Source organism: Bradyrhizobium sp. 14AA, assembly GCF_054185205.1.
On the sequence record NZ_JAVAYM010000024.1, the window covers coordinates 105631 to 132500 of the forward strand.

1 protein-coding gene (running past one end of the window) is annotated in these 26870 nt (G+C 63.7%); it reads left to right on the top strand.

Going from position 1 to position 26870, the window contains the following annotated elements:
• A protein-coding gene (locus tag RAD15_RS33820) for an LEPR-XLL domain-containing protein (protein ID WP_458182905.1) crosses the window boundary here: on the top strand, positions 1-26870 show its 5' portion. Its footprint extends 1207 nt past the window's final position; the window shows 26870 of its 28077 coding nt (coding positions 1-26870); its start codon is at positions 1-3; its stop codon lies beyond the right edge, outside the window.

Here is a 26870-nt window from a genome sequence, read left to right on the forward strand (position 1 = left end):
ATGGGTATAGCCTGGCGCTGGAACAAGGAAGCTCGCAAGCGCTCCGCGTTCGAAACCCTTCTCGACAAGGTCATTCGCGAGATCCTTCCGGGGCGCGACAGTAGAAGGCGCCGCTGGGGCGGCGCGGCGAAACCGACCGCAAAACCGCGGCGGCAGAACTTCACGCTGGAAGCGATAGAGCCGCGTCTGCTGCTGTCGGCCGACATTTCCTACGCGACGATACCGAATCCATCGGTGCATGAGTTCACGCTGCAGGCGAGTGGCTCCAGCAGCCTCACTCTCTTCGAATCCGGCACTTCAAATGTCGCGGGTACCGCGAGCCTGACGGACAACAACGTCACGATCGAGCGTTCCGGCGGTTCGGTCGCACAGGCGGCCTTCGGAGATACGATCCACATCGACCTCGACACGTTCTCCGCCTTGAACGGATTCGTGGGCGGCGGCGGCACCCTCAACATCAATTTCACGGGCGGCGACCAAAGGCTGTTCCAGGACACAGTCAAGCTCGACGGCACCTCGGCCGTGCTCAATTTCGGGCTCAATCTCAAAGCCGATACCGCCATCTCGTCGAGTGCACATGCGGCTTTCGGTGGCGGTCTGACCCTCGTTTCGGAGATGACGGCGGGCAACGATCCCGTGGTGAACCAGGGCATCCTGGCCAATGCAAATACAGGCATTACGCTGGCCGGCGCCAATCTCACCGCAAGCTCTGTCACGTTCACCGCGCACTCAGCCCTCGACGTGGATGCCGACGGCTCGGTTCAGGGCAATGCCGATGATTCCAGCTTCAGCGGCAAGATCACCGGAAAGATCGCCGATGCGATCAACGACAACCTGGGTAACAATATCCATCTCGTCTCGTTGGTCACGAGCTTCTCGAGCGCAAAGATCGACATCGGCGATTCGATATTGAGCGCAACCGCCGGCGATCTCACCCTCGCTGCGACGGTCGACGGCACTCTCAAGGCATCGTCGGTCAACAACGGCTCGTTCAAGATCACGCTGGTGGCGGGCGAGGCGGATCCGGAGGTGCTGATCCACGGCGCGTCGAGCCACGTCAGCGCCAGTGGCAAGATCGGCGCGACGGCCAAGTCCGACGTTACGATCAATGCGTCTGCCGCGCCCGGCTCCGGCAGCGATGCTTCCAAGGACGCCGCGGTTGCCTTGACCGTGTTCGACAGCGGGGCCAAGCTTGGTGTGTCCGGCGGAGCCACTGTGAATGCCAGCGGGGCGAGCGCTACCGCCTTGCTCGCGACAAGCAAGCTGAACGCCACGACCTTGGCCGACGGCAGCGCGGGCAGCGCCGGCGCGGCCGTCGCGGTTTCGGTGATCCTGGGCGACACAACGGCCTCGATCGAGGGCGCGACCGTCGACGGCACAGGGGTAACGCTGGCGGCCGGGTCCGACCGCACCATCATGACGTCGGCGTCCTCTTCGGTCGGCGGGTCCTCGGACGGCGGCGGCGGCAACGCGAGCCAGAAGACGCTCGGCAGCAACGGCGCGACCACCAACGAGGGCAGTATCACTTTCGCCGGTGCGGTCGCCGTGGGCGTCGACACCGGAACGGCGTCTTCGTTCATCAACGGCGGCACGATCGATGCCAGGACCGGCGCGGTCGCAGTCACGACCACGACCAAGGATGTACAGACGGTTATTGCCGACGCGAGCTTTACCGGCGACACGTCCGGCAACGCTCAGCAGGGCGTTGGTATTGCGGTGGCGATCGGCGTCGTCGACCGGAGCAATCTTGCCTACATCGATGGAAACACGACCATTACAGGCAGCTCGCTCGCCATCGACGTGCTGGCTCCGCAACAGAGCGTGTTCACGGTCACGTCGATCTCGGGTGTTGGCACCGCCGAGAACCTGACGGTCGACGGTTCGGTCGCGCTCAACTTCGTCTTCAATCATAACTATGCGTACCTGGCCAAGACGGCACACGTCACGCTGTCGAGCCCGACCAACGTCACGATCGAGGCCGATTCCAACATCGCGCTCGTCACCAGGGCCACGCCCGCCGACAGCAAGGGCGACCCTGCCAAGACCGGCGTCGGAATCTCTGTCGCACTCGGCTACGACGACGACACGACCTCTGCCTACCTGGACGATGGTGCCATATTGGCGGGCGCCAAGGACCTGACGCTCATCGCCACGTCGATCCACACGATGGAAACCGACGCGATGAATGGGGCGGTGGGGAAGAGCACCTCCGTCACCCCGGTCATCGCGATATCGATCTCCGATAACGACGTGTCGGCCAAGCTCGGTACAGGGAGCGAATTGGACATCGGTGGTGCCTTCACGGCTTCCGCTGCGCTGACTGACCAGGTAACGACCTCGGCCGAGGGGGACACCCAGGCGGGGACCGCGATCGGCATCTCGATCGGGCTCAGCTTCGTCAACGACCATTCACTGGCGACAACCGGGCGCGACCTCGTCACCACGGGCGGCGCGGCGGCATTCCTGTCGAATGCCATTTCGATCAGCGAGACCAAGGCCAAGGCGAGTGCCGCCGGCGGCGAGGACGAAACCAAGAACAACAGCAACGGCGGCAAGAGCATCGACCAGAAGACGACGGGTCAGAAGGATTTCGCGAACTCGGCAGCGACGAGCAAGAACAGCGGTGCAAAGGGGACGGGCGCAACGGACACCAACAAGGCGTCTTCGGGCGGGGGCGACGTCACCGTGGCCGGCGCGGTTGCCCTCGATGTCCAGAATGCCACCTCGACGGCGTCGATCCCGGACAACCGTAAGATCACCGCCACCGGCATGCTCACCGTTCACTCGGCACTCAACTCCGACGGTCACGCGACCGCGGATGGCAAGGCGACCACGACGTCTGGAGGAACCGGCGTTGGTCTCGGCGTGGCAATTGCCCTGAACAATCCGACCAACCTCGCCTACATCGGCAACAACACTGATATTCACGGCGGGGGCTTGACCGTCGAAGCGGTGATGGACGAGCGGAAGATCGACGCCCCGGTCATCAAGCCCGACGTCGTGAACACGACCGACGATACGATCTTCGTTGGTCTTGGAGCCGGTCTGAAGAGTGGTGATCGGGTCGAATACCTCAATTTCGCCCTGAGCGGCGATATCGGCGGACTGACCAATCTCAGCATCGACTACTACGTGCACGTCAACGACGACGGCACGATCAGGCTCTATGACAGCAAGGCGAAGGCCGAGGCGGGAGAGACCACCGGCGCGGACAAGCAGATCGACCTCACGTCGCCAGGGTCTGGCGATCAGCACCTCTACAAGGTCGAGGACGTCATGGGCGTTCCCACGCCCAATCCCCTGAGCGATGTCAAGTTCACGGCCGGCGGCACCGTCCGGCTGCTCAATCTTGGCGCCAATGCGCATCTGCGCACCGGCGATTCAGTGACGTACGACACCCCACCCGGAAGCACGGCGATTGGCGGCCTTTCCGGCAACACGGTCTATTACGTCATCGACCTGACCGGCGGGCACTACCAGCTCGCGGCTTCACGCAACGAGGCCTATGCCGGCAAGGCGATCGAGCTGACCAGCGACGGCAACGGCACCAAGGTCGTTGACGAAAGCCATTCGACGCGGGCCGAGGCATTGTCGGCGGCCGGATCCGGCGATATCGGGGTCTCCGTATCGGTCGCGGTCAATGTCGTAAACAATGAAACCGAAGCAGTCATCGGCAAGACGCCGTCCGGGGACCATTCCGGGACGAGCACGGCGAAGGTCGCGATCACCGGCGGTCTCGATGTTGCGGTCAGAGCCGGAAGCAGCGCGGACAACCTCGCGCGTGCACTTCCGCATGGCGATACCGATGGAGAGAATGTCGGCGTCGGCGCCTCGGTTGCGGTCGACGTCCCGACCAACACGGTCAACGCGGCAATCATCAACGGCACGACATGGTCGGGCGCTGCGGGAAAATTCACGGTCGCGGCGGAAAACGTGGTGTCTACATTCACGCATGGCGAAAACGGCGCGGCGGGTGGTGTGGGCGTCGCCGTGGGCGCCGGCATCCTGGTCGCCTCCGACACGGTGTCGGCCTATGTCGGCACGGGTGGCACCGTTTCGGCCACGGGTGACGCTTCGATCACCGCGTCGAACGAAGCGGACTACACCACCGACACGGATGCCGCGGCGGCCGGCAAGAGTGTCGGCGTCGGTGCGTCGATCGCGATTGCCTGGCTGACCGAGAACGTCAGCGCCGAACTTGCAAGAAGTGTCACCACCACCGGCGGTGCTGCGACGGTCGCCTCGACCTCCACGGTCGTCAGCGAAGCGAAGGCGGTCTCGACGGTCAAGGGCAAGGACGACGATTCCGGATCGGGCAATAACGCTGACAAGCAGGCTGACGGCCAGGTCAATGGCGGCAATGCGAGCACCAACGGCAAGGGTGTATCGTTGCCATCGGCAGGCGGCAACGCCTCGAGCGGCAACAGCTCGGCCTCGTCGCAGGGCAGTGGGAACGGCAGCGGCGTCGGGGTCGCGGCATCGATTGCGGTGAACCGCGTCCTGGCGGACAACACTGCCAAGGTAACAAATGGCGCGGACATCACGGCGCAAGGTCCCGTGAGGATTTCCGCCGTTGCGCAATACGATGACAGCGCGAAGGCGATCGGCGCATCCCTTGCGATGGACAACAATTTCAACATCGCCGCGGGTGTCAGCGTCAACTGGCTTGGCGCCACCAACAAGGCACAGGTAGGGGCTGGTTCGGTCATCATCAGCCACAGCGCCGCCGGCGGCATCACCGTCGAGGCGGTGACGCCGAGCGGCGAAACCGACGACTTCGTGGCCTGGGGCGCCGCCGCGGCGGGCGGCAAGGGCAGCATGAGCATCGCCGGCTCGGTCGCCATCAACATCGTCGATCATTTCGACACCGAGGCGTCGACCGCGAGCACGTCGCATCTGGAATCGGACGGCGGAATATCGGTGAACGGGATCGCCGTGCTCGGTCCGCAGACGATCGCGGCCGCCGGCGCGTTCTCCAAGGATTCCGGTGCGCTCGGTGCCGCGATCAACGTGACGGTGCTGCATGCGAGCGTGACCGCCGCGATCGAGGGCGACGCCGATGCGGCGGGCGCCATCCAGGTCGATGCCGAGAGCCATATGGTGCCGACCGAGATCGATCTGCCGCTCAAGCCAAAGCTGACGTCCGTGGCCGTGGCCGGCGCCGCCAGCGCGAAGGACATGGCCTTCGCCGGCTCGTTCATCGTCGATGATTTCCATGTTGATGTGGACGCCCACATTGGCGCGGGTAGCCAGGTCAACCAGGGCGGGCTCTATACGGTCGCGAGCGGCCAGACCGTGAGCGTGCATGCCGTCAATGAGACGAAAGTCGTCAGCGTCGCGGGTGCGCTCGGGCTATCGCTCGATTCGAGCGGGTTCGGCGTAGGGCTGGATGTCGAGATCCTTCACAAGACCACGAAGGCCTATATCGGCTCGTCGGCGCATGTCGGCAACAATGGTGGCGGAGCGGTCACCGTCACGGCGACATCGTCCGAGACGATGCTGTCGGTCGCGGGCACGATCGGCGGCGGCTTTGGAGGAGTTGGAGCCGCGGCATCGGTTGGCATCGCCGACATTCACCCGGAGACGGACGCCTATATCGACGATTCTGCCCAGGTGCGTTCGGGCGGCGCCATCTCGGTGACTGCGACCGACACCTTCATCACGACGATGGTTGCGGGGGCGATCGGCGTCGGAGACAGCGCGGGAATCGGTCTGGCAAACACCACGCTGGTCCACGCTGCGACCGTTCAAGCCTATGTCGGTGCCAACGCCACGCTGCGCGCCGGCGGCAATATAGATGTCATCGCAAAGGAAAGCGAAGACATCATCTCGATCGCGGCCGGATTTGGCGGCGGCGGAGATGTCGGGATAGCGGGCTCGGCGGCGATCAACGTCCTGACGGAACACACCACGGCGTCGATCGGGCACGGCACCTCCGTCACGATCGTGGGCGTGCACGACCTCACCGTGAAGGCGACCGACGACACGGGAGTTACCACGGTTGCTGGCTCGATCGCGGCGAGCGGCACGGCTGGCGTGGGCGTCGGCGTCGGTGTGGGCGTGTTCAAGAAGTTCACGACTGCCTTCATCGACTCGAACGTGACGGCCACCGTCGGTGGCAATATCCTGGTCACCGCCGCGTCGACCGAGACGCTGATTTCGGTGTCGGCAGGCATCGCCGTCGGCGGTACGGTCGGCGTGGGTGCGAACGCCGACGTGAATGTGTTCGAATTGCATACGCGGGCCTTCATTGGCGACGATCCCACCGACGGCACGCTGAGCTTTGGCCAGGGCAACGTGCATGCCACGGGCACGGTCGCCATTTCGGCGGACGACCAGACCGACATCAACGAGATCACTGCCGTTCTTGCGGCCGGAACCGTCGGCATCGGGGCAGCCGCCGGCGTGAACGTCATGACCAAGGATACGGAGGCGTTCATCGGCTCCGGCGCCGTCGTGACGGGTGATGGACAGGGCCTGGGTGCCGACGTCAATACGGGCGCGATCGGGATCACGCTCACGCCGGTCAATGCCGGCGACAAGTTCTCGCCGAATAGTCCGGACGGGCAGGGGATCGAGACCAAGACCACGGACACACGTTCGACTGCCGAGTCCGACGATCCAGTGGCGCGCAGCAACCTGCGCTCAGGTGGCCATGTCGGCACGCCCAAGGTCGACGCGATGAAGACGAGTTCGAGCGGTAGCGGCGACCAGGACGTGTCTGACGACTCCCTGGGCAACATCCGCTCGGCGGGTCCGACGGTCCAACCCGGATTCCACGGCGTCGCGGTGGCGGCCACCAATCAGGACGAGATCAGGACCTTCACGTTCAGCGTCGGTGCGGGCGAGGTCGGCGTTGCGGTGACGGCAGGCGTCGACGTCGTCAATGCGACGACGAAAGCCTATATCGGCGACCATGCGACGGTGAACGGCAGCACAGCCACCGCAGCCAACGAGCAAACGGTGCTGGTCGGTGCCGCCGACGATTTCTATCACCTGGCAATTGCGGGCTCCGCGGCCGGCGGTCTGGTCGGCGTGGCGCCGGCGGTCGGCGTCAACGTGATCGGGAATACCACCGAGGCCTATATCGGCGACCACGCGACGGTGAATGCGCTTGGCGACATCGGCGTGGCGGCAAATGTCAAAGAGAACGTCGTGATGATCGGCTTCGGCATTGCCGGAGGCTTCGTTGGCGTCGGCGGCGCGGTGGATGTCCTTAGCGTCAGCAACACGACCAAGGCACATATCGACGACCACGCGGTCGTGTTCGCACACGGCGACGTCCTGGTCTCTGCCGCTGACGACACCCATGTGCTCGAGCTGTCCGGCGCTCTGGCCGGCGGTGCCGTCGGCGTTGGTGGTTCGGTCGGCGTGATGCTGATCCACAAGGATACCGAGGCGTTCATCGCGGCGAATGCCCAAGTCGATGCGCTCGGAAAATCGGCCGGCCAGGGCAACATCCTGGATGGCACGATCGGTTCCGGGTTCGGCAGGACCACTGCACATGGCGTGCTGGTGCAGGCGGAGTCGAGCGAGGATCTGCTCCATATCGTTGCCGCCGGCGCAGGCGGCTTCGTCGGCGTTTCGGGCGCCGTCGGCGTGACGCTGATCAGCGGCGAGACCGACGCCGCGATCCTGGACGGAGCACTGATCAACACGGCACATCAGGGGAGTGCCGGGCCCTCGCAGAGCGTCCATGTCGGTGCCGCGGACGACGTCAGCGTGAAGACATTCGTGATCGGCATCGGCGCAGGGTTCGTCGGTGTTTCCGGCGCAGTGGACGTCGGCACGGTCAACAACAACGTGAAGGCCGTGGTCGGCGCAAATGCGACCGTGAATGCGGCGGCCGACATCGATGTGTATGCGTTGTCACTCAAGGACATCGAAGGCTTCGATGCGAGCGGTGCGGGCGGTTTTGTCGGCGTCGGCGGCGCGATCAGCGTCTGGTCCATCGGCAAGCAGATCGAGAAGACCGGAAAAGACAAGGACGGCAACGCGACCAGCGACAGCGCGCTGGATGCGAAGCCGGTCTCATTCGGCACGAGCGCCGTCGATACCGGCGATGGCACGATCGACTTCGGTAAGCCGACCTTCGGCGACGGCGCCGAGGTGATCTACCACAGCGGCGGCGGCAGCGATCTCGGCTCCGTGCATGACGGGGATCACGTCTTCCTGCACCAACTCCTCGATGGCGGCGGTCATGCCACCGGCAAGGTCGAGCTCTACAATTCGGCCCTGAATGCGCAGAATCACAACGGCACGGGCCTCATCGGCCTGTCGCAGCAAGGTAACAACGATCAATCCTTCAGCAACGTGAACGGGTCGGCGGACAGTGATGCGGCTGCCGAGGCGGAGGCCGGCAAGAACCAGGTCACCAACAGCAACGCAGGCGGCATCAATAATTTCACGTCCGACGGCAAGGCGAACAGCAACCGCGACCGGATCAGCCAGGCGATCTCCGGGCCCGGCGGGGCGAGCGCCGGCATCAACGCCAAAGCACCGACCAAGACCGGCATCACCAGCACCGAAAATAGTGCGCCGGCACCGGGGGCCGACCCGCTGATTCCGAACGGAACGTCTGCGATTGTGAAGGGCGGCGCTCATCTCAATGCCGGGCTGGCCATCAATGTCGGCGCACACGAATCCGATATCATCAAGGTCACGACCGGCCAGGCCGCGGTTGGCTTCGTCGGTGCGGGCGCCGCCGTTGCCGTGCTGTCGATCGGCAACAACGTGACGGCTTTCGCGGACGGAACGCTGAGCGCCGGCCTTGCCAGCGACATCAATGTGAATGCGAGCCTCAACGAGAGCGTGAACCTGCTCGCGCTGGACGCGGCCGGCGGCTTTGTCGGCGTCGGCGCGGCCGTCGTGGTGATCAGCGACACGAGCCTGGTCCAGGCCAGCCTCGGCAACGTCACGCAGGCAGGCAACGTCAAGGTCGGTGCGACCAATACCCGCGATCTGACCGAACTCACCGCTCAGGTGTCCGTGGGTGCCGTGGCCGCCGGCGTGTCCTATACCAGCCTCGACGTGACGGGCGGCGCCAGCGCGACGGTCGATGGAAGCGCGGAGATCGGCAAGGCCGGTGTCGTCAAGTCGTTGACGGTCGATGCGAGCGATACCACGACCACCGACGTGCACACCGTTGCGGTATCGGCCGGTATCGTTGCCGTAGGCGTCAATTTTGCGCGGGTCTCGGACAAGGCTGAGGCGAGTGCGGCCATCGGCGACGGCGCCACGGTGATCGTCACCGGAGACGTCACGGTCAGCGCCGAATCGATCGACCGGGTCAATCCGTTTGTCCAGGGCGTGGAGATCAGCGCCGGTGCTGGCGTCGGCCTGTCCTTCGTGAACGCGGACGTCGAGACCAAGATCACGGCGAGCATCGGCAACGGGTCGGTCAGTGCCAAGAAGGTGTCGGTCACGACCTCGGAAAATCTCGGCAAGGATACCAGTTATGGTTCAAGCGCCGAGGCGCAGACCTCGGCGGGCGGATCGCTCCTGGGCGCGGAAGGCGGTGTCGCGAGCGCGACCATGTCGCCGACGCTGGAGAGCAAGATCACCGGCACGGTGACCGCGTCTGATGCCGTGACGATCAGTGCGACCGACAACAGCAACGCTGTCGGATCGGCGCACGGCATCGGCGTGGGTGGTCTCGGCATCGGCGTGACGGTCGCGACGGCGGAAACGAAGAGCTCGGTCAAGGCTCATCTCGACGGCTCGGTGGTCACGGCGACAGATCTGACCATTTCCGCCACGGGAACCGAAGAGGCGAAGGCGACCGAGACCGCAGTGGTTGGCGGAATATTGTTCGCGTTGGACATCAACAGCTCGACGGCGACGGTCACGCCGGACGTAGAGGCCTATGTCAAATCCGGCGGCAGCATCAACACCACCGGAAAGATCGAGGTGCTGGCGACCGACCATCCCGAAGGCGACGCTCTGACCTCGGGGTTCGGGCTGTCGGGTGGTGCGCAGATCGGCGAGGCCGACTCGACCACCAACATCACACCGACGGTAAAGGCCTATATCGACCCGCCGACGGTGACCGCCGGCGGTAGCATCAGCGTCGTGGCGAAGGCCGAGCCGCAGCAGACCAAGACTCCTCCGAACTACCAGATCATCAATACGGAGACATCGGACGACCTCGGCAATCCGCTCAATAATTCGGTCGAGGTGACCAATCACGGGCTGCAGACCGGATCGACGGTCGTGCTGCCGAGCAATGCCGGGATCGACGGTCTCACCGTCAACGGCAAGGACAACAACAACAACGACATCATCATCAAGACCGTCATCAGGATCGACGACAGTCATCTTGCGTTTGGCGATGTCTTCGATGGCGCAAAGGTCGATCCGACGACGGACATCATCACGCTGCCGTCCGCAGTGAATTTGAACAACGGCGACCTGATCGAGTACGAACCTGCCGGAGGCGCGGTCATCGACGGCTTGACGCCGGGCCACATCTACAGCGTCTACATTCCCAATCCGCTGGACCAGGTCCACATCAAGCTGCGGGAGCCGGGTGGAAGCTATGTCCAGGAGAACTTCACGCCGCCTGCATCCAGTCAGACGATCGACCTGACAAACCACCAGTTCTTCAATGGCGAGGCGGTCACCTATCATGCGCCGGCGGCGCATACCTTCGTCAGCGTGCAGGTGGACGTGGATCCCAATTCCGCGATCTTCAACAGTGGCAGCAAGACGTACAACAACGTCGACAACAACAACATCCAATACGTCGACGCCAACGGCAATGCCGCCAGCTGGGGCTTCGTGTTGGGTGACACCGTCCGTTACAGCGCGACCGGCGGCACGCCGCCCACGAAGGTGATCGACGGCCTGACCGATGGTGCCGACTACAAGGTGGTGACCGTCAGCGGACCGAACAGCAGCTCGATCCAGCTCGGCGACGCTTCCTCGCTTGGAATGGGAAATATAACCTTCACGAAGCACGGCACTGGCGACACGATCTCGCGGACCGATGGCCATAACTGGTCGGACTTCGGCTTCAAGGATGGCCAGACGTTGGTCATCAGCGGGACCAACCTTGGCAGCAACAACCGGACCGTCCACATCAGCAGCGGCTCCGGCGGCTCGACGCTCACGCTCACGGAATCAAACACGGTCAGCAACGACACGACCGCGGCGAAGGTCGTGATCGGGCTGAATCCCGGAACAAAAGATCAGAGCAACCCCAATTTTACCGATCTCAAGGCGGTTACACACAGCCTGGTGAAGAAGTCGGATCTGCCTATGACGGCGGACGGCAACAACGCCGACGGAAAGCAGTTCTATGTCGAGAAGCTGAACGACAACCAGTTCAAGCTGCACCTCAAGGCCGATCTGAGCGATACGGCACTGACCCTGTCGGCTCCCGGAGCGACCGGAAATCACACGATCGGAGCGGAAGCCGTCGACATCAAGGCGACCGGCTCCGGCCTGCAACAGCTGCGTGTCAATCTCAAGAGTGGCCCTGCGGTGACGGTCACGCTGACCGGACCGGGCGGTACGCCGCTCAACGTCATTTCCCCGCCGACCGGAGACGGCGTCTCCTCTGCGGTAGCAACGGGCTCGGGAGGAGGCGTCCTGCTCGGTGCGAACATCACGCACGCAGTCGTCAATGACAATCCCGACGTCGAGGCATACATCACGGCGGACCTCGTCTCGGCGGGCGGTGATGTGGTCATCAAGGCCCAGTCGACCACAAATGCGACGTCGAGCGCAGAAGACGAGGGCGGCGGCTTCGTCGGCCTCGGCATTCCGACTGCGGATGCCAACCAGAACGGTCCGAACCACAAGACCCTGGCCTATGTGAGCGACGGTACGCGCATCGAGGCGAACGGTGGCGTGTCGGTGCTCGCCCTGACGCAGAATAAGGCCCAGGCTGCCGCTCACGTGATCACAGGGGGCTTCGTCGGCGTCGCCATTGGTCACACTCACTCCAAGATTGCGGTCGATACGCTCGCAACCATCAACAACAACGCGGCGATCCTCGCCGGCGGCAATCTGATCGTTGCGGCTGAGCTACGGAACGATCAGAGCGCCAATACGGATGCGACCGGCGTTGGACTCGGCGGCGACGCCAATGCAAGTGCCGAGGCCACGCTGAGCGGCAATACCAACGTGGAGGTCGGCACCGCCGCCAAGCTCGAAGGCAGGATCGTGGTGCTGTCCGCCAGCGATGGCGATGCGCGAGCGACCGGGAACCAGCCTTTGATGTCGGTTGTCGCGGTCAGCGAAGGCGATGGCGGCGGCCTGGTTGCGGTCGGAACCGCGTCGTCCACTGTCGACGTCCAGATTCCGCTCAACATCAAGGTGAACGGATTTGCGACCATCACGGGATGGGAAGGCGTCGATTTCCGGACATCCTACAACGCCATCTTCACCAAGGCGCGCGCCAATTCGAGCGCGACAGGGCTCTTCGGCGGCGTCGATTCGAGCTCAAACAACACGACCCATCTCTATTCGGACGTCAACAGCGCGTCGAACGCGGTCGTCACCGCGACTCCGCGCGTCGACGGCGATCCGGTGCTGCTGCCGTCGGTGCATCCGTCCACGCCGCGGCTCGCATTCGACATCGACATGACGAACCAGCCACAGAGCGGGCCGGGCGCCATGGCCATCATCAGCGAGAACCCGGATCACGTCCGTGCGCTCGGATTCAGCCTGTCCGGCAGTCCTCATACGTCGTTCGAGGTGAAGCCGACGATCGAATTCGATTCCGACGTCGTGATCTACTCGGGGCAGTCCCCCGTGCTCATCGTCGGAGAAAACGGATCGATCGAACGCCAGGTCAATGTCGTCGTCGACATTGGTACCTCGATCAACGTGCACGACATCGTCAACAACGATCCCGGCGACGTCTACTTCGCGGCGGCAGAGCACATCAACGGCAGCGGCGGCACCTGGGAATTCCGCGACAACTATCACCATGTCCTGCTGATCAACAAGTCCAAGCTGGACATGAATGTGCAGGACATCAAGGTCCTGGATGTCGACCCGGCCGACAAGCCGCAAGTCGACATCTCCAGCACGGGCTCGCGCGGCCTGACGTTCAAGCTCAAGCGCGACGTCAGCCCCACGCTGATCGACATCGAGAATACCAACACGGATCCGCCGAACATCACGCTCAGCGGCGTCATCGACAATCCGATCGGCACGACGCGCGTCATCAACGTCCATGGAGACATCTTGTCCAGCGCGAGCCGGGCAGACGGTGACGCGGATCCGGCTTCGCTGATCCGGACCAATATCCTCGACATCGAGGCGCGGCAGGGGAACATTGGCCAGAATCCCGGAATCGTGAACTTCGCCGATCCCGTCTCCCCGTCGCAGCATCGGGTCAACATCGATGTGGTCGACAGCGCGAATGTTCCGGCCGCGACCGACTTCGTGAGCGGAAACGTCAGTGGTGGCGATCACTCGATCGTGCTGGGACTGAACCAGTTCTTCGATGGCGAACTCGTGAAATATGTCGCCTCGGGCACCGCGCTCGGCGGGCTGACATCGGGCAACTATTACTACATCATCGCGGTCGATTCCCTGCGGGTCCAGCTGGCCGAGGTATCGAGCCCGACGACCGCGATCGCGATTACCCCGACCGCAACGGCCACCGACCTTCATTCCCTCACACCGGCGCAGCGCTTCACCGCCGTGGCCAAGGGCAATGGCACGACCGAAGGCTTCGCCTGGCTGGACGTCAAGGGCCGGCTGCGCGACGGCAATACGCCTTACTCCGTCGTCATCGATGCGGTGAACACCTCGGGCGACGCCAATCTGCGGATTTGGGGGAGCGTCCAGGACACGACGGTCGGGACCGTCGGCGCGGTGCACGTGATCGACCGCGAGGCCGCGAACACCAAGGACTATTTCAACAAGTTCACGCCCGACCAGGGTGGTGCGCTGCAGCAGGATGTGGGCGCGTTCGGAACCGGCGGCGTACATATCGACAGCACGTACGACATCCGGGCGCTGGATTCGACCGGCCACCTCCACCGGCCCGGCATCATCTCGGCTCACAACATCATCATCGCCAATGCCGAGCCGACTGCGACGAGCCCCAGGCTCATCAACGTCAAGGCGATCACCGACATCACCGGGTCCGGAACGCCTGGCCCGGGCGACAGCTACCACGTCGACGTCCTGACGAATGGCTGGATCGATCTGGCCGAGAAGAGCGGCGACCTGCGCGTCGGCCGCATCATGTCGACCGCAAACGACGTCACCCTGCATTCGCCGGCCCGGATCATCGATGCGCTGAACGATGGAGCCGCGGGCGAGGCCGACGTGACCGGCGTCAACATCACGTTGATCGCGGGCGACAATGGCATCACGCTGACGAGCGCCGACAAGTCGGGCATCGGCGGCATCGGCACGCCGGACAATTTCATCGAGATCAATGTCGACGCGCTCTACGGCGTGGGCTCCGCGCTCGGCGTCCTCGACGCGATCGATGCGGCGGCGCCTGTCGGCAGCACGAGCGGCATCTTCATCACGGAGGTGCAGCGCGGTGCCGAGTCCCAGCATTGGATCGGCTCCATCGCGAACGAGGTGGATGATCTGGAGGTCGACCTCGTCAGCACCCAGGGGGATGTCTCGCTCGCGACAACCAGGGGCTCCATCGTCGACGCCCGCGCCGATGGCGTCGGCGGCGACACGGCGTCCGTCATCGGCAACACGATCGACCTGTTCGCCAAGGGTGGAAACATCGGCAACACCAGCGGCGGCAACGACCTTGAGATCGATTCCCAGGCCTATGCCTATGGCACGATCGGCGCCCGCGCGACCGGCAGCATCTATTTGAGCGAAGCGCTGCCCACGACGGCGTCGCCTTACGACAACAACGCCGAAGTGGTGCTGCTGCAGGCGCTCGGCATTGCCGGCGGCGATGCGCTCGGCGGCAATATCCGCTTCACCGTGCGCGAGAGCGCGGCGCAGGGCGAGGACTTGCACCTGTTGAATACGGGAGCGGTCCTGTTCCTCGAGAACGCGCCCGAGACGCTGATCCACGGCCTGATCAACACTCCCAACGGCTCGATCTTGCTGCGCGTCGCCGACGATGTGACAACGGAGGTGAACTCCCAGATACTTGCCAGCCAGAATATCGATATCTACGGCGATTTCCGTCGCGTGAACGAGCTATCGAGCGGTATCGCCCGGACCGACGCCGTCTCGCCGGACGACACACCGAAATTCGGCACCGTGATGCACCTGCATGGCGTCATCGCGCACGGTGCGACCGCCAGCGGTTATCTGACCCGCATCTTCGGCAACGCCGACACGGATCAGATATTCTTCGACGAGACGTTCCTTGGCGGGCTCAGCGGAACGGGTACGTCGGTGATGCCGGGCGGCACCGCCCAGGTCATCCCGGACGGCGGGTTCACGACGGGCCTCGGCATCGGCAATGCCGGTTTGATGTCGAACTACTCGGGCGGCAAGACCCGTGCGTTCGGCAGCAACACGCCGACGCAGATCATCAATGTCACCGCCACCATGACATTCGCGCGCAATACGGGCGGCGACACGATTAGTGCCGTGGCCGGGACATGGGCCGGCTTCGCGGTCGGCGACATCGTCACGGTCGACACGGGGATCGCTGACGATCCCAACAACCGCAGCTTCACGGTCCTGAACGTGACGGCGACAGTTCTGACGCTCTCGGCCGTGAACTTTGTCAGGGCCGAATCCGTCTCCGCAAAGGTCAAGAACAACAAGGTGGCTCCGGGAGGCGACAGCGAGGACTTCTTCATTGTCAATCAGCTGCAGTCGATGGTCATCACCCAGGAGACGCAGGTCGGCGTGGAGACGGGCGACACCCTGACGCTGGACGGTCAGTCGGCATCCGATACCTATGTCATCAACACGACCGGCACGCACGGCGATGTCCGCAACTACGTCGTCAACGTGCTCGACACCGGCGCCGCTGCTGACGGCGTCGACAGCCTGACCGTGTATGGCCGCGACGACAACGCGATCACTGATCCGAACGCCGACTATCGCGGTGCCGGCAAGGGCTTCGATGACGTCTTCCTGCTACGCCGTACGACGGGCATTGCCCAGGAGACGGCGAACCGGCCGGTGCTCTATGCCGACGACTCGGCGTTCGTGGCGCTGTTGCATGTGAACAACCTCGCCCAGGCGCAGGTCTCGGATCCGAATAATGATCCGAACGTCCGGTCGCAGAGCGTCCAGCGCATCAACTACGACAGCTCGATCAACGGCAACTTGATGGTGTTCGGCCAGGGCGGCAATGACTACTTCGCTGTGGACGACAATGCCGCCATCACCACGCTCGATGGCGGAGCCGATAACGACTCGTTCCAGATCGGCCAGATCTACGGCTATCAGCGCGACGGCAGCACCCACTCGCCGGCACCGCTCGGCAACACGCTCGGTGGTTCGGTCGTAACGCCCTACGATCAGTTCCCGCAGCTGGTCAACTCGTTGACACCGCAGAGCATCTACGGGACGGTCGCCACGACGCGCGGTTGGCTCTCCGCGGGCGCGACCTCGCCGCTGGTGGCGGAGGGTGGCACGGGCGATGACACGTTCACCGTCTACAGCAATCAGTCGCCGCTGCGCCTCGAAGGCGACGACGGCAACGACCTCTTCACGGTCCGCGCCTTTGCATTGGCCGAAACCAACCCGGTCACGGGCGACATCGTCTGGGTCGATCCGGTCCAGGAGATCGCGAAGCCCAAGCTCACCAGGGGCTTCTCGACGGCGGCCGAGACGGCCATTCGGACGGGCGCCGGCGCCAACCAGGTCGAGTACAACATCAACGCCCCGGTCTCGGTCGACGGCGGCAACGGCTTCGACAAGCTGGTGATCCTCGGCACCGAGTTTGCCGACCACATCGTCGTCACGGAAAAGGGCATTTTCGGTGCCGGCCTGACGGTCACCTACCAGAACATCGAGGTTCTCGAAGTCGATGCGCTGGAGGGAGACGACATCATCGATGTGCTGAGCACGCAGCCGGGCGTGGCGACACGTGTCATCGGCGGCCTCGGCAACGACACGCTGAACGTCGCGGGTGACGTCACCGGCCCGGTGGTGTCACGCGACATCGAAGGCACCAGTGGAATGGTGAACAACCGGGTCACCTCGGATGACTCGACCTATGATGGTCTGGTCGCCGACGGCATCGATCTCAGCGTTGCCCGGCCCAACCAGGGGCAGGTGATCATCGACGAGGAAGTGCTCGGCGATGCGAGCCGTGGTTTTACCGACATCAGCGAGAGCGGAACGCAGGACGTCTACGGTGTCTATCTGCAGCACGCGCCGGTTCACGGCACCCACGTCTACGTCACCGTCTCGGCGGCGATGCCGCCGGAGGAAGAGCATATCAAGGACGGGCTGCTGCATTCGGGCGATATCCTGGACGAGCTCGGCAATGGTTTGGTTCCGCTCGACGCGAACGGCCTGCCGCCGGGCGACAGCATGCTGCTGGCGGAGGACGATTCGAAGGTCGGAGCGATTGCTGCCGCGAACTATGACCGCGACATCTACCTCAACGGAACCCTCGTCCATATTCCGGCGCGGTCGATCGTGCTGGTGTTCGACGACACCAACTGGGACAAGGCGCACGAGCACCTGGTCCACCTGATGGCGGTCGACGACAACCGGCCGGAGGGCGTGCGAACGGTGGTGACAAGCCACAGCGTCCTGAGCGACGATGCCTCCTTCAACCATGCCATCGTGCGCAACGTCGAAGTGACGATTCACGACAACGACCAGCCCGGGATCCTGATCACGCAGCTGGATCCGACGACGACGGACGCGGGGCTTTATCAGGCGAAATATCTCAATCATCCGAACGACAAGAACACGATCGTGCTCGAGGGGGATGCCACCACCGCGGTGACCGACCTCTATGCAGTCGAGCTCGAGAACCAGCCGATAGGCGGCGTTGTCACCATTGCGCTGAAGCCGCAGGACAGCCGGATGACGCTGAGCTCGTCAGACGGGCGGTTCGGAATCGGCCTGGACCAGTTTGGCGTCCGTTCGGGCGTCTACTACCTGACATTCGATTCGACCAACTGGAGCAAGCCCGTCATCGTCACAGCCACCGCGGTGAACGACGGGCAGGTTGAGGATCCGCACAACACGACGATCGTGCACTCGATCTACGTCGATCAGTCGTTGAATCTGACCTTCGCCGGCGCCACGGTCAGCCGCCAGGATCCAGCGGATCTCGGTGCCGATTGGCTGACCGACGGCTACTCGGTTGGTCACAAGATCACCATTACGGGTGGTCCGAACGCCGGCGCCTATCTCATTACTGCTGCAACCGAGACGACGCTGACGTTGAAGACACTGGCCAACGTGGTGCCGACCTTTACCGGTGGTGTATTCTTGAGCACCGTTAACCTTGACGGTCTCGTATCGACGACGAACACCGCGTACAAGAACGCGGCGTTCAGCAGCGATACGCCGATCTATGCCAAGGTGCTGGACGACGAGACAGCCGGCGTGTTCCTGCTCGAGAGCGCCGGTCGGACGCTCGTCACGGCCGGTACGACCTCGGACGGCCCGGGGCCGGGCGATAGCTACACGATGCGCCTGCAGAGCCCACCGAAGTCCGACGTCAACGTCGACGTGGTGACGGACGGACAGACCGACCTCGTGACCGGCGGACGGGTCAGTCTGCAAGAAACGGGCGGACTCCAGCCCGTCCAGCTGTTTACCGGCAACATCACGGTTACCAGCGTTGATGCGCACACGGTCATCATCACGCGCGCCAGCGGTTCGGAGACCGGCAGCTTCATCGGTGACGGTTTCCTGCCTGGCCAGCGTATCCGCATCGAGGGCACCGGTGTCGCCGGAGTTGATAACGGCGATATCACTTTGCCGGGCGGCTTCTATACGATCGATTCGGCCAATGACGCCGTCACCGCGAGCACCATCCGTCTGACGGACGCCGGTGGCTCTGTGCTGCCGACCGCCTTTGGCACGTTCAATACCGACGACAACAAGACCGTGGCGGTCGACATGGTGGTCGAACGCGGTCGCTACACCGGAAACATCGACTACAGCGTCACAAACGTTCCGTTCCAGCTCTTCACGGGCAACATCAGCGTCTCCGGCAACGTGATCACCAGGAACGATGTCGGCAGCTTCAAGAACGACAATTTTGCCATCGGGCAGGTGATCACCATCCTCCAGGCGGACCAGAGCGCGCTGGGAACGGCACTCACAGTGACCGGGGTGAGCGACACGCAACTGACGCTGAGTGGGGTCCCGGCTGCGGACGCATCGTACCAGAACGTCAGCATCAGGAAGATGCTGGATGTGCTGGTCCGCAAGGACGGCACAAGCTGGCTCGACAGCGGTTTCTTCGAGGGCCAGCTGATCAAGATCAAGGGCATTGGCGGCGACAAGATCGAGAAGATCGATCTCATCACCGGCACGACGCCGGACAAGCTCGATATGCTGGTGCTGACCGACCACCCGGCGTCTGGCTTCTACAGCGGGTCACTCGGCGGCAACGGAAACAACGTTTCGGTGACGGTCATCCAGATGGCTGCGCGCGTGACCTATACGCCGCCCAGCCCGCCCAAGCCAGATCCGAGCTATCCGGACACCGGCAACTGGTATCAGCAGGTGACGGTCCAGCTGATTGCCGACCCATGGTTCGACATCCAGCCGGGCCACGAGAACTACCGCGCCTTCCCGAAGGTCGCGCACCGTCTCGACGGCATCCGCGGCCCGCTGGCGGTCGAAGGCGGCACCACCGCGGCCGACCGTTCGCTGGTGCAGGCCGTGCTGCTGCCGGGCGAGGCCAATGGGCCGCTCTTCAACATCCCGCCGCAGCCGCCGGAAACGCAATCGATCGACGTGCTCAACATCTACAACGACGGCACCGTCGCCAACGATACGGGCACGCTGACCTCGACGGCCCTGACGGGCCTCGAGATGGGCGGCACCCTCGATTTCAGCAAGTTGCTGGCGGGCGCGCCGGCGCCGTTCGGCGAGTCTGTGAAATATCCGGGCGGCATCAGCTACGGATCGATCGTCGTCGACCCGGTGACGCATGAGTTCAGCACCGACGCAAGCCACTCGACGATCGAGTCGGTGAACATCTTCCTCGGTGCCGGCAATGACCGGCTGGACATCAACAGCACGCTGATCCCGGGGCCGGATCACAATGCCGATGGCACGATCGGACTCGTCTCCGAGCACGGCGGCCTCACCACCGTGCATGGCGGCGGCAATGCGCCGATCCAGATGACGGCCGGCATTGCACCCAGCAACGCCTTCAACATCACGCCGAGCCTCGGCGGCAAGGTCGGAACGCTCGAACGCACCGACGGCCGCTCGTGGGTGGACGCCGGCTTCGCCGTGGGCCAGCAGGTCATGCTGAGCGTCGACAAGGTTGGCGGCTCCAACACCGGTTCCTACACGATCACAGCGATCCTCGATCAGGACCTCAAGCCCGGCAGCATCCTGGTTCTGCTTGGCGCCAACGGGGCCCCCGCACTGACGCTTCAGGCCAACGCCACCGGGACGATCTCGGTGACCGACTGGCTGCAGGTGACCAGCAACTTCGACGTTCAGGCGGATCGCATCATCCGTCGTGACGGCCTGTCCTGGGACAATCTCGGCTTCGCAGCCGGACAGCAGGTGTCATTCTCGCTGTCCAACGGCAATGTCGGGAACGCCACGGTTCTCGGGTTCGACAATGCCAGCACGCCGTCCGGCACCGGCTACGGTAGTGCCTTGCTTCTCGGTAGCGCGACGCTGACGCCCGCGACCGGTCTGCTCGGCACCGTGGCCGTGACCAGCCGGAACGTGGTGTCCGGTCCGTTCACCGTTGCGGCGAAGTCCCTGACGCGCAGCAGCGGCAGCTGGATTGCCGACGGCTTCGCCAAGGGCCAGGCGGTCGCCATCAACGGACAGCCGGGCGTGTGGTTCGTGACCGACGATCCGACCAGCACCAAGCTGAAGCTCACTGGCGGTAATCTTATCGCGCTGTCGGCAGTCCAGACAATTCAGACGGTTGCGATCGTCCGCATCGGCGGCGACGCGATCAACGTCAACGGCACGACGGAATACATCAACGGCACCAACACCGTCACGGCGGCACTGGCCGGCGATCCGCAAGGAACGACCAACCGCATTACCCGGTCGGATGGTCACGGTTGGGCGTCGGACCATGCAGGCGACAGCGCATTTGCGGTCGGCCAACAGATCACCATTACCGGTGAATGGTCGTATGCCGGCGTCACGTTTGCCCGGAATGCCAACGGTGACACGATCACGCGCAGCAGCGGCAGCTGGTCGACGGACGGCTTCGTTGCCGGCGAGACGATCGTGCTCTCGGGCACGACCAGCACCAATGGCAATCTCACCAACAACGGCAACTTCACGATCAAGAGTGTGACGGCGTCGACGCTCACCCTGACAGCGGTCAACACGGTTGTGCCCACGGTCGGCACCGAGCCCGTGACGATCGGGATCAGTGGCAATTTCCTTGTGACGGGCTTCGCCACCAGTCTCGTCGCCGGCGACACGCTGCTGGTCAAGGGCGCGGTCGGGCTTCCCACCTTCGCGGCCCCGATGACGGTCAACGTCGATGCGCCTCTGGTCGTCTACGGCGACACCACGCAGGACGGCATCTGGTACAACGGCAAGGCCGACAAATCCTCCTCGCTCGGCAAGTTCAGCAACAAGCCGCAGCCGCACATGGACAACGTGTCGTTCACCATGGCGACGCCGTCTCTGGGGCAGGCCAACCCCGAGATCGCCGGCTTGGGCCTCGAATTCTCGACGTTTACGACGTTGGAAGGCACGTTCGGCGTCATCAAGCGCACGACCGGCGACTGGAACGGCAGCACTGATCTGACCCGCTTCCTGGTCGACGGCCTCATTACGATCGACGGCACGCCGGTCGGCAACGTGAAGACACTCACCAGAACCGATGCAGCTCATCCGCTGGTCTACAACACCCTGATCCTGAGCGACCTGACACCTGCCTTCACGACATTCGCGAATGGCAACCACACGATCAAGGAGTGGAACAGCGGCACGATCAAGTTGGGGCAGGGCGTATTCGACCCGGGCTTCGTGCCGGAGGGTCTGATCGCCATCGGTGGGACCTACCAGGTCGCGTTTGCCCGCGCCAATACCGGCGACACCATCACGCGGTTCGACGGCGGCAACTGGCTGACCGAAGGCTTTGCAAAGGGCCAGACCATCTCGGTCTCGCTGACCACCTATAACAACGTCAACTTTACACTCGTGAACGTCACCGCGAATACATTGACCCTCGAGGTCAAGAACAGCGTCATTCCGACGACACTGGCGGATCCCGGAGCGCCAACGATCACCGAAGGCGCACGGATTGCGGCCGACGTCGGCGCTGTCGCAATCGCGGGCTCGCAGTACCTTGTCACGTTTGCCCAGCACGCGACCGGCGACACCATCACGAGGTCTGATGGCCTCAACTGGTCCGCTGATGGCTTCAAGGACGGCATGAACATCGCGGTCTACGGCACGCCGGACAAGTCAGGTTCGCCGGGAGACCCGGGGAACAAGCGCGTCTTCCAGGTCGATCACGTGACGGGCAGTGTGCTGACGCTGAAGGTGTCCAACAGCGTCATCGCGGAAGGTCCCGAGCAGGCGATCATCTCCGGGCAGGGGACGAAGGTCGATACGTTGTTCATGTTCGACCTGAAGCCTGCCTTCCTGACGCTGACCAACAACGGCAATTCGGCGCCGACGCTCACGCGAACGATCGTCGAGCGCAACAGGCTCGGCCAGAACGCCGACTTCTACGTATTCCCGCTGGCCAACGAGTACCGGTATGCGGGCAACGACGTCATCGACGCGCACAACCTGTTCGGCAATATCCCGGCAGGGCAATTGCCGACGGTCGGTATCACGGCGTATGGCGGCAAGGGCGATGATACGATCATCGGCAGTCAGGCCGGCGATCATCTCGCCGGCGGGTCGGGCAACGACACGATCATCGGCCAGCGCGGTGTCGACCACATCTACGGCGACTCCGGCTTCAACGTCGACGTCATCACGCGCGTCCTCAATGTCGCGCAGACGGCCGGCAACACCGGGACCACGGTCCTCGACAACGTCACCGATGGCGGCAACGACCTGATTTACGGCGACGCACCAGGATCGACCGCAACCGATGCGTTCGGCGACTACGACGATGTGATCTTCGGCGATCTGGGCGATATCGGCCAGGCCACCTCCGGCTGGCGCGATACCACGAAGCCGGTTTCGCTCACCCCGCAGCGCATCGAGACCACGCTGCTGGCCCGGACCATCGTCAGCCAGTCGCGGCAGTACGGCGGCAACGACACGATTTTCGGCAACGGCGGCGAAGACATCCTGATCGGCGGGATGGGTAACGACGCGATCGATGGCGAGAACGGACGCGACCTCGTGTTCGGCGACAACGTCGCGCTCAGCCGGACGGCCCATCTCGGTGACTTCCGCAACGGGCGCTTCGAGACGCTTTCCGGTTCGCAGATCTACAGCACCGGGCTGAGCACCGACACCTTGGCTGCCGGCCTGGATTACGCCAATGGCCTGCCGCAGGCCGATCCGCGCGGTCACGGCAGCTGGGGCGACTACCTGATCACCCTGTTCGACCATGGTAACTCCACGGTGCTGGCACCCGCGGGTTCGTACGGCAACGACTACATCGCCGGCGGTGCTGCCGACGACATGATCTTTGGCGAGATGGGCAACGACGTCACGCAGGGTGACGGCTCGATCGAGTACGTCTCCCACACGCTGATCGACAATGGCGACGGCACTGCCAGCTACTCCACCGCGATCGGTGGGCGGGTGGGGGTCCTCAACGTCGCCGCAAACGTCGCCGGAAATCCGTTCCGTGATCTCAACAACGCCCTGTTCCTGCGTCCATCCTTCGATGGCCAGGGCGACGGACAGGACTATATCGAGGGCGGCGGCGGCAACGATATCCTGTTCGGCAACCAGAACCAGGATGACCTGATCGGCGGCAGTTCCGATCTGTTCAACCTCAACTCGCCGGCCAAGCGGCCCGACGGCTCCGACCTGATCTTCGGTGGTTCCGGCCGGGCCATCGCCCGCAACGCCATCGGCGATGCGGGGATCGACGGCAACGCGTTGATTACAACGACGCCGAACGGTCATGCCAACGACTCCGATTCGATCATCGGCGACAACGGCGACGTCATCCGCCTGGTTGGCATCAAGGGCCAGGTTGCGCCTCCGGTCGGTGCGCTCGTCATCGCCGGCACGGTCACGCAGGCCGGTAACCCGGTCCAGACGCTGAATGGTTTCCTGTCGTTCAACTACGACAACTACAACAGCGCGGTGGGCTTCGTTCGCATCATACCGCGCGTCGACCGGTTGCTCGACTATACCCCGGGCGGCGTTGATTTCGATCCGGTGCATCAGCCATCCGACATCGGCGCTGGCGACGAGCTGCACGGCGAATCCGGCGACGACTTCATCTACGCCGGCAAGGGTGAGGACTGGCTGTACGGTGAAGGCCAGGACGACGATTTGATCGGCGGCTACGGCAACGACTGGATCTCCGGCGGCACCGGTTCGGACGGCATCGTCGGCGACGACGGCCGCATCTTCACCAGCCGCAACAGCCTAAGCGCCGACTCTGCCAATGCCACCTATCTGGTCAGCGTGGGCGAGCCGCTATTCGGCATCGCCCCGCTGCTCTCCAGCGACGCCGATCCGAAGTACAGCAACGGCAACGCGCTCAACGAGTATATCTTCACGCCGGGCAACATGCAGATCGACACGATCAATGTGAGCGGTGCGCTGAAGAAGACCGTCGATCTGACGCCGTTCAGCTCGGATGCGACCTTCAACGGGACCGCCGACGAGTTCTCGGTTGCCAGCACCAAGAACAACGGTGCCGCGAGCGATGGAAAGACGCATCGGCACAACGACGACATCATCTTCGGCGGCCTGGGCAGCGACTGGATCCATGGCGGTTCCGGCGACGATGCCGTGTCGGGAGCCGAGGCGTTGAAGGTGTCCTACACGCAAATACAGAACGCGACGACCCTCGATCTCACGGGCATCGCCGAGACCGACTATTACCATCCGTTCAATCCGGGCGACGCGCTGCGCTTCAATCCGACGGATCCGGACGGCAAGTTCACGCATCCGCACATTGCAAATCGCACCGGCGAGTTCGCGCTGTACGACGAGAACAACCCGATGCGGAAGATTCTCCTCAATGCGGACGGGACCGCCAGCAGCACGGGTACCGGCCTCGAATGGTTCCTGAACTTCGACCAGACCGAGGGTGTCCTGCGGCCGGGCGGCACGACGCCGGGCAACCAGAACCAGTCCGTGACCTACGGGCCGGTTCGCGACGACGGCAACGACGATATCTTCGGCGACAACGGCAACGACTGGATCGTCGGTGGTACCGGCCGCGACCACACCTATGGTGGCTGGGGCAACGATCTCCTCAATGCCGACGATGACCTGACGACGGCGGGTGGGCTGAACAACGTTCCGGAGACCGCACCGACCTACGAAGATCGGGCCTACGGTGGCGCGGGCAAGGACGTTCTGATCGCCAATACGGGCGGCGACCGCCTCATCGACTGGGTCGGCGAGTACAACAGCTATCTCGTGCCGTTCTCCGAATTCGGCATGGCAACGGTCAGCCGCACGATGCAGCCGTTCCTGCATCACTTCCTGTACGCGGAATCTCTGAGCGACGGCGTCGACGCCACGCGTTACTCCGACCTGAACAATGGTGCGCTTCCGCCTGCTCCAACCAAGGCCAACGACCCCATCCCGAGTCGAAACGGCGAGCCGGCCGGCGAACTCGGTCTGGTGCTGCAACAGGATGCCGCCTGGCATGCCCAGACCGGCGCACCGACAGATCCGCAGGCTGGCAACACGCCAGGCACGCAGCGCGACGTGCTGCGCAGCGCAAGCTACGCTCCCAACACCGTGACCGGCATGTTCGCCGACAGCGGCAGCTGGTCCGTGACCAACAGCGCCTACCAGAACACTACGTTGAAGGTGAGCGGCGACAACGTCAGCCTGTTCGACCTCGATACCTGGCTGCCGGGCAACTTCTTCGAAATCCAGTCCACGATGAAGGTGTCCAGTGGTGGCACCCTGCAGAATGGCTTCATCATCTTCGACTATCAGGGAGCGAACAACTTCAAGTACGCGGGCGTCGACGTCACCAACAACCTGATCAAGATTGGCCAGCGTTCGGACGCCGGCTGGACTGATCTTGCGACGCTTTCCGCCGGCAAGCCCGGATTAGGTGTGAACTCGCAGAACGGCCTGCTGCTCTCGGTCAACGGGACCGTGGCAACCCTGACGGTGACCAGTGCAAACGGCGGCAAGGCCGCGAGCACACTGAAGGTGTCGTATGCGTTCAACGCGCCGCTGAACACGGGAATGGTCGGCGTCGGCACCAACAACTCCCTCGCCGCGTACACCTCGTACACGGTGCAAAGATTGCCGATAAGCTTCACCTACAATGTACTGGAAGATTTTTCGGACGGCGTCGCAAATAACTTTGCCGCCCAGACCGGGACATGGACGACCACCAGCGGGACGAGCGGCCGTTACTCCGCGGTTCCGCCAGCGAACGATGCCGCCTTCTCCACGCGTGCCTTCGCGGTTGCACCACTGTCTTATGTCGAATATTCGGCGACGGTGAATGCGGCCAAGGCCGGCACATCGGCGGGGCTGACCTTCGCCTACACATCGACCAATGACTTCCTCTACGCGGGCATCATCGCCGGAACCAACCAGGTCGTGCTGGGACATCGCAGCAACGGCAATTGGTACGTCGATGCGGTCGCAAGCACGACCATCGCTGCCGGGAGCGACTACACTCTGCTCGTTGC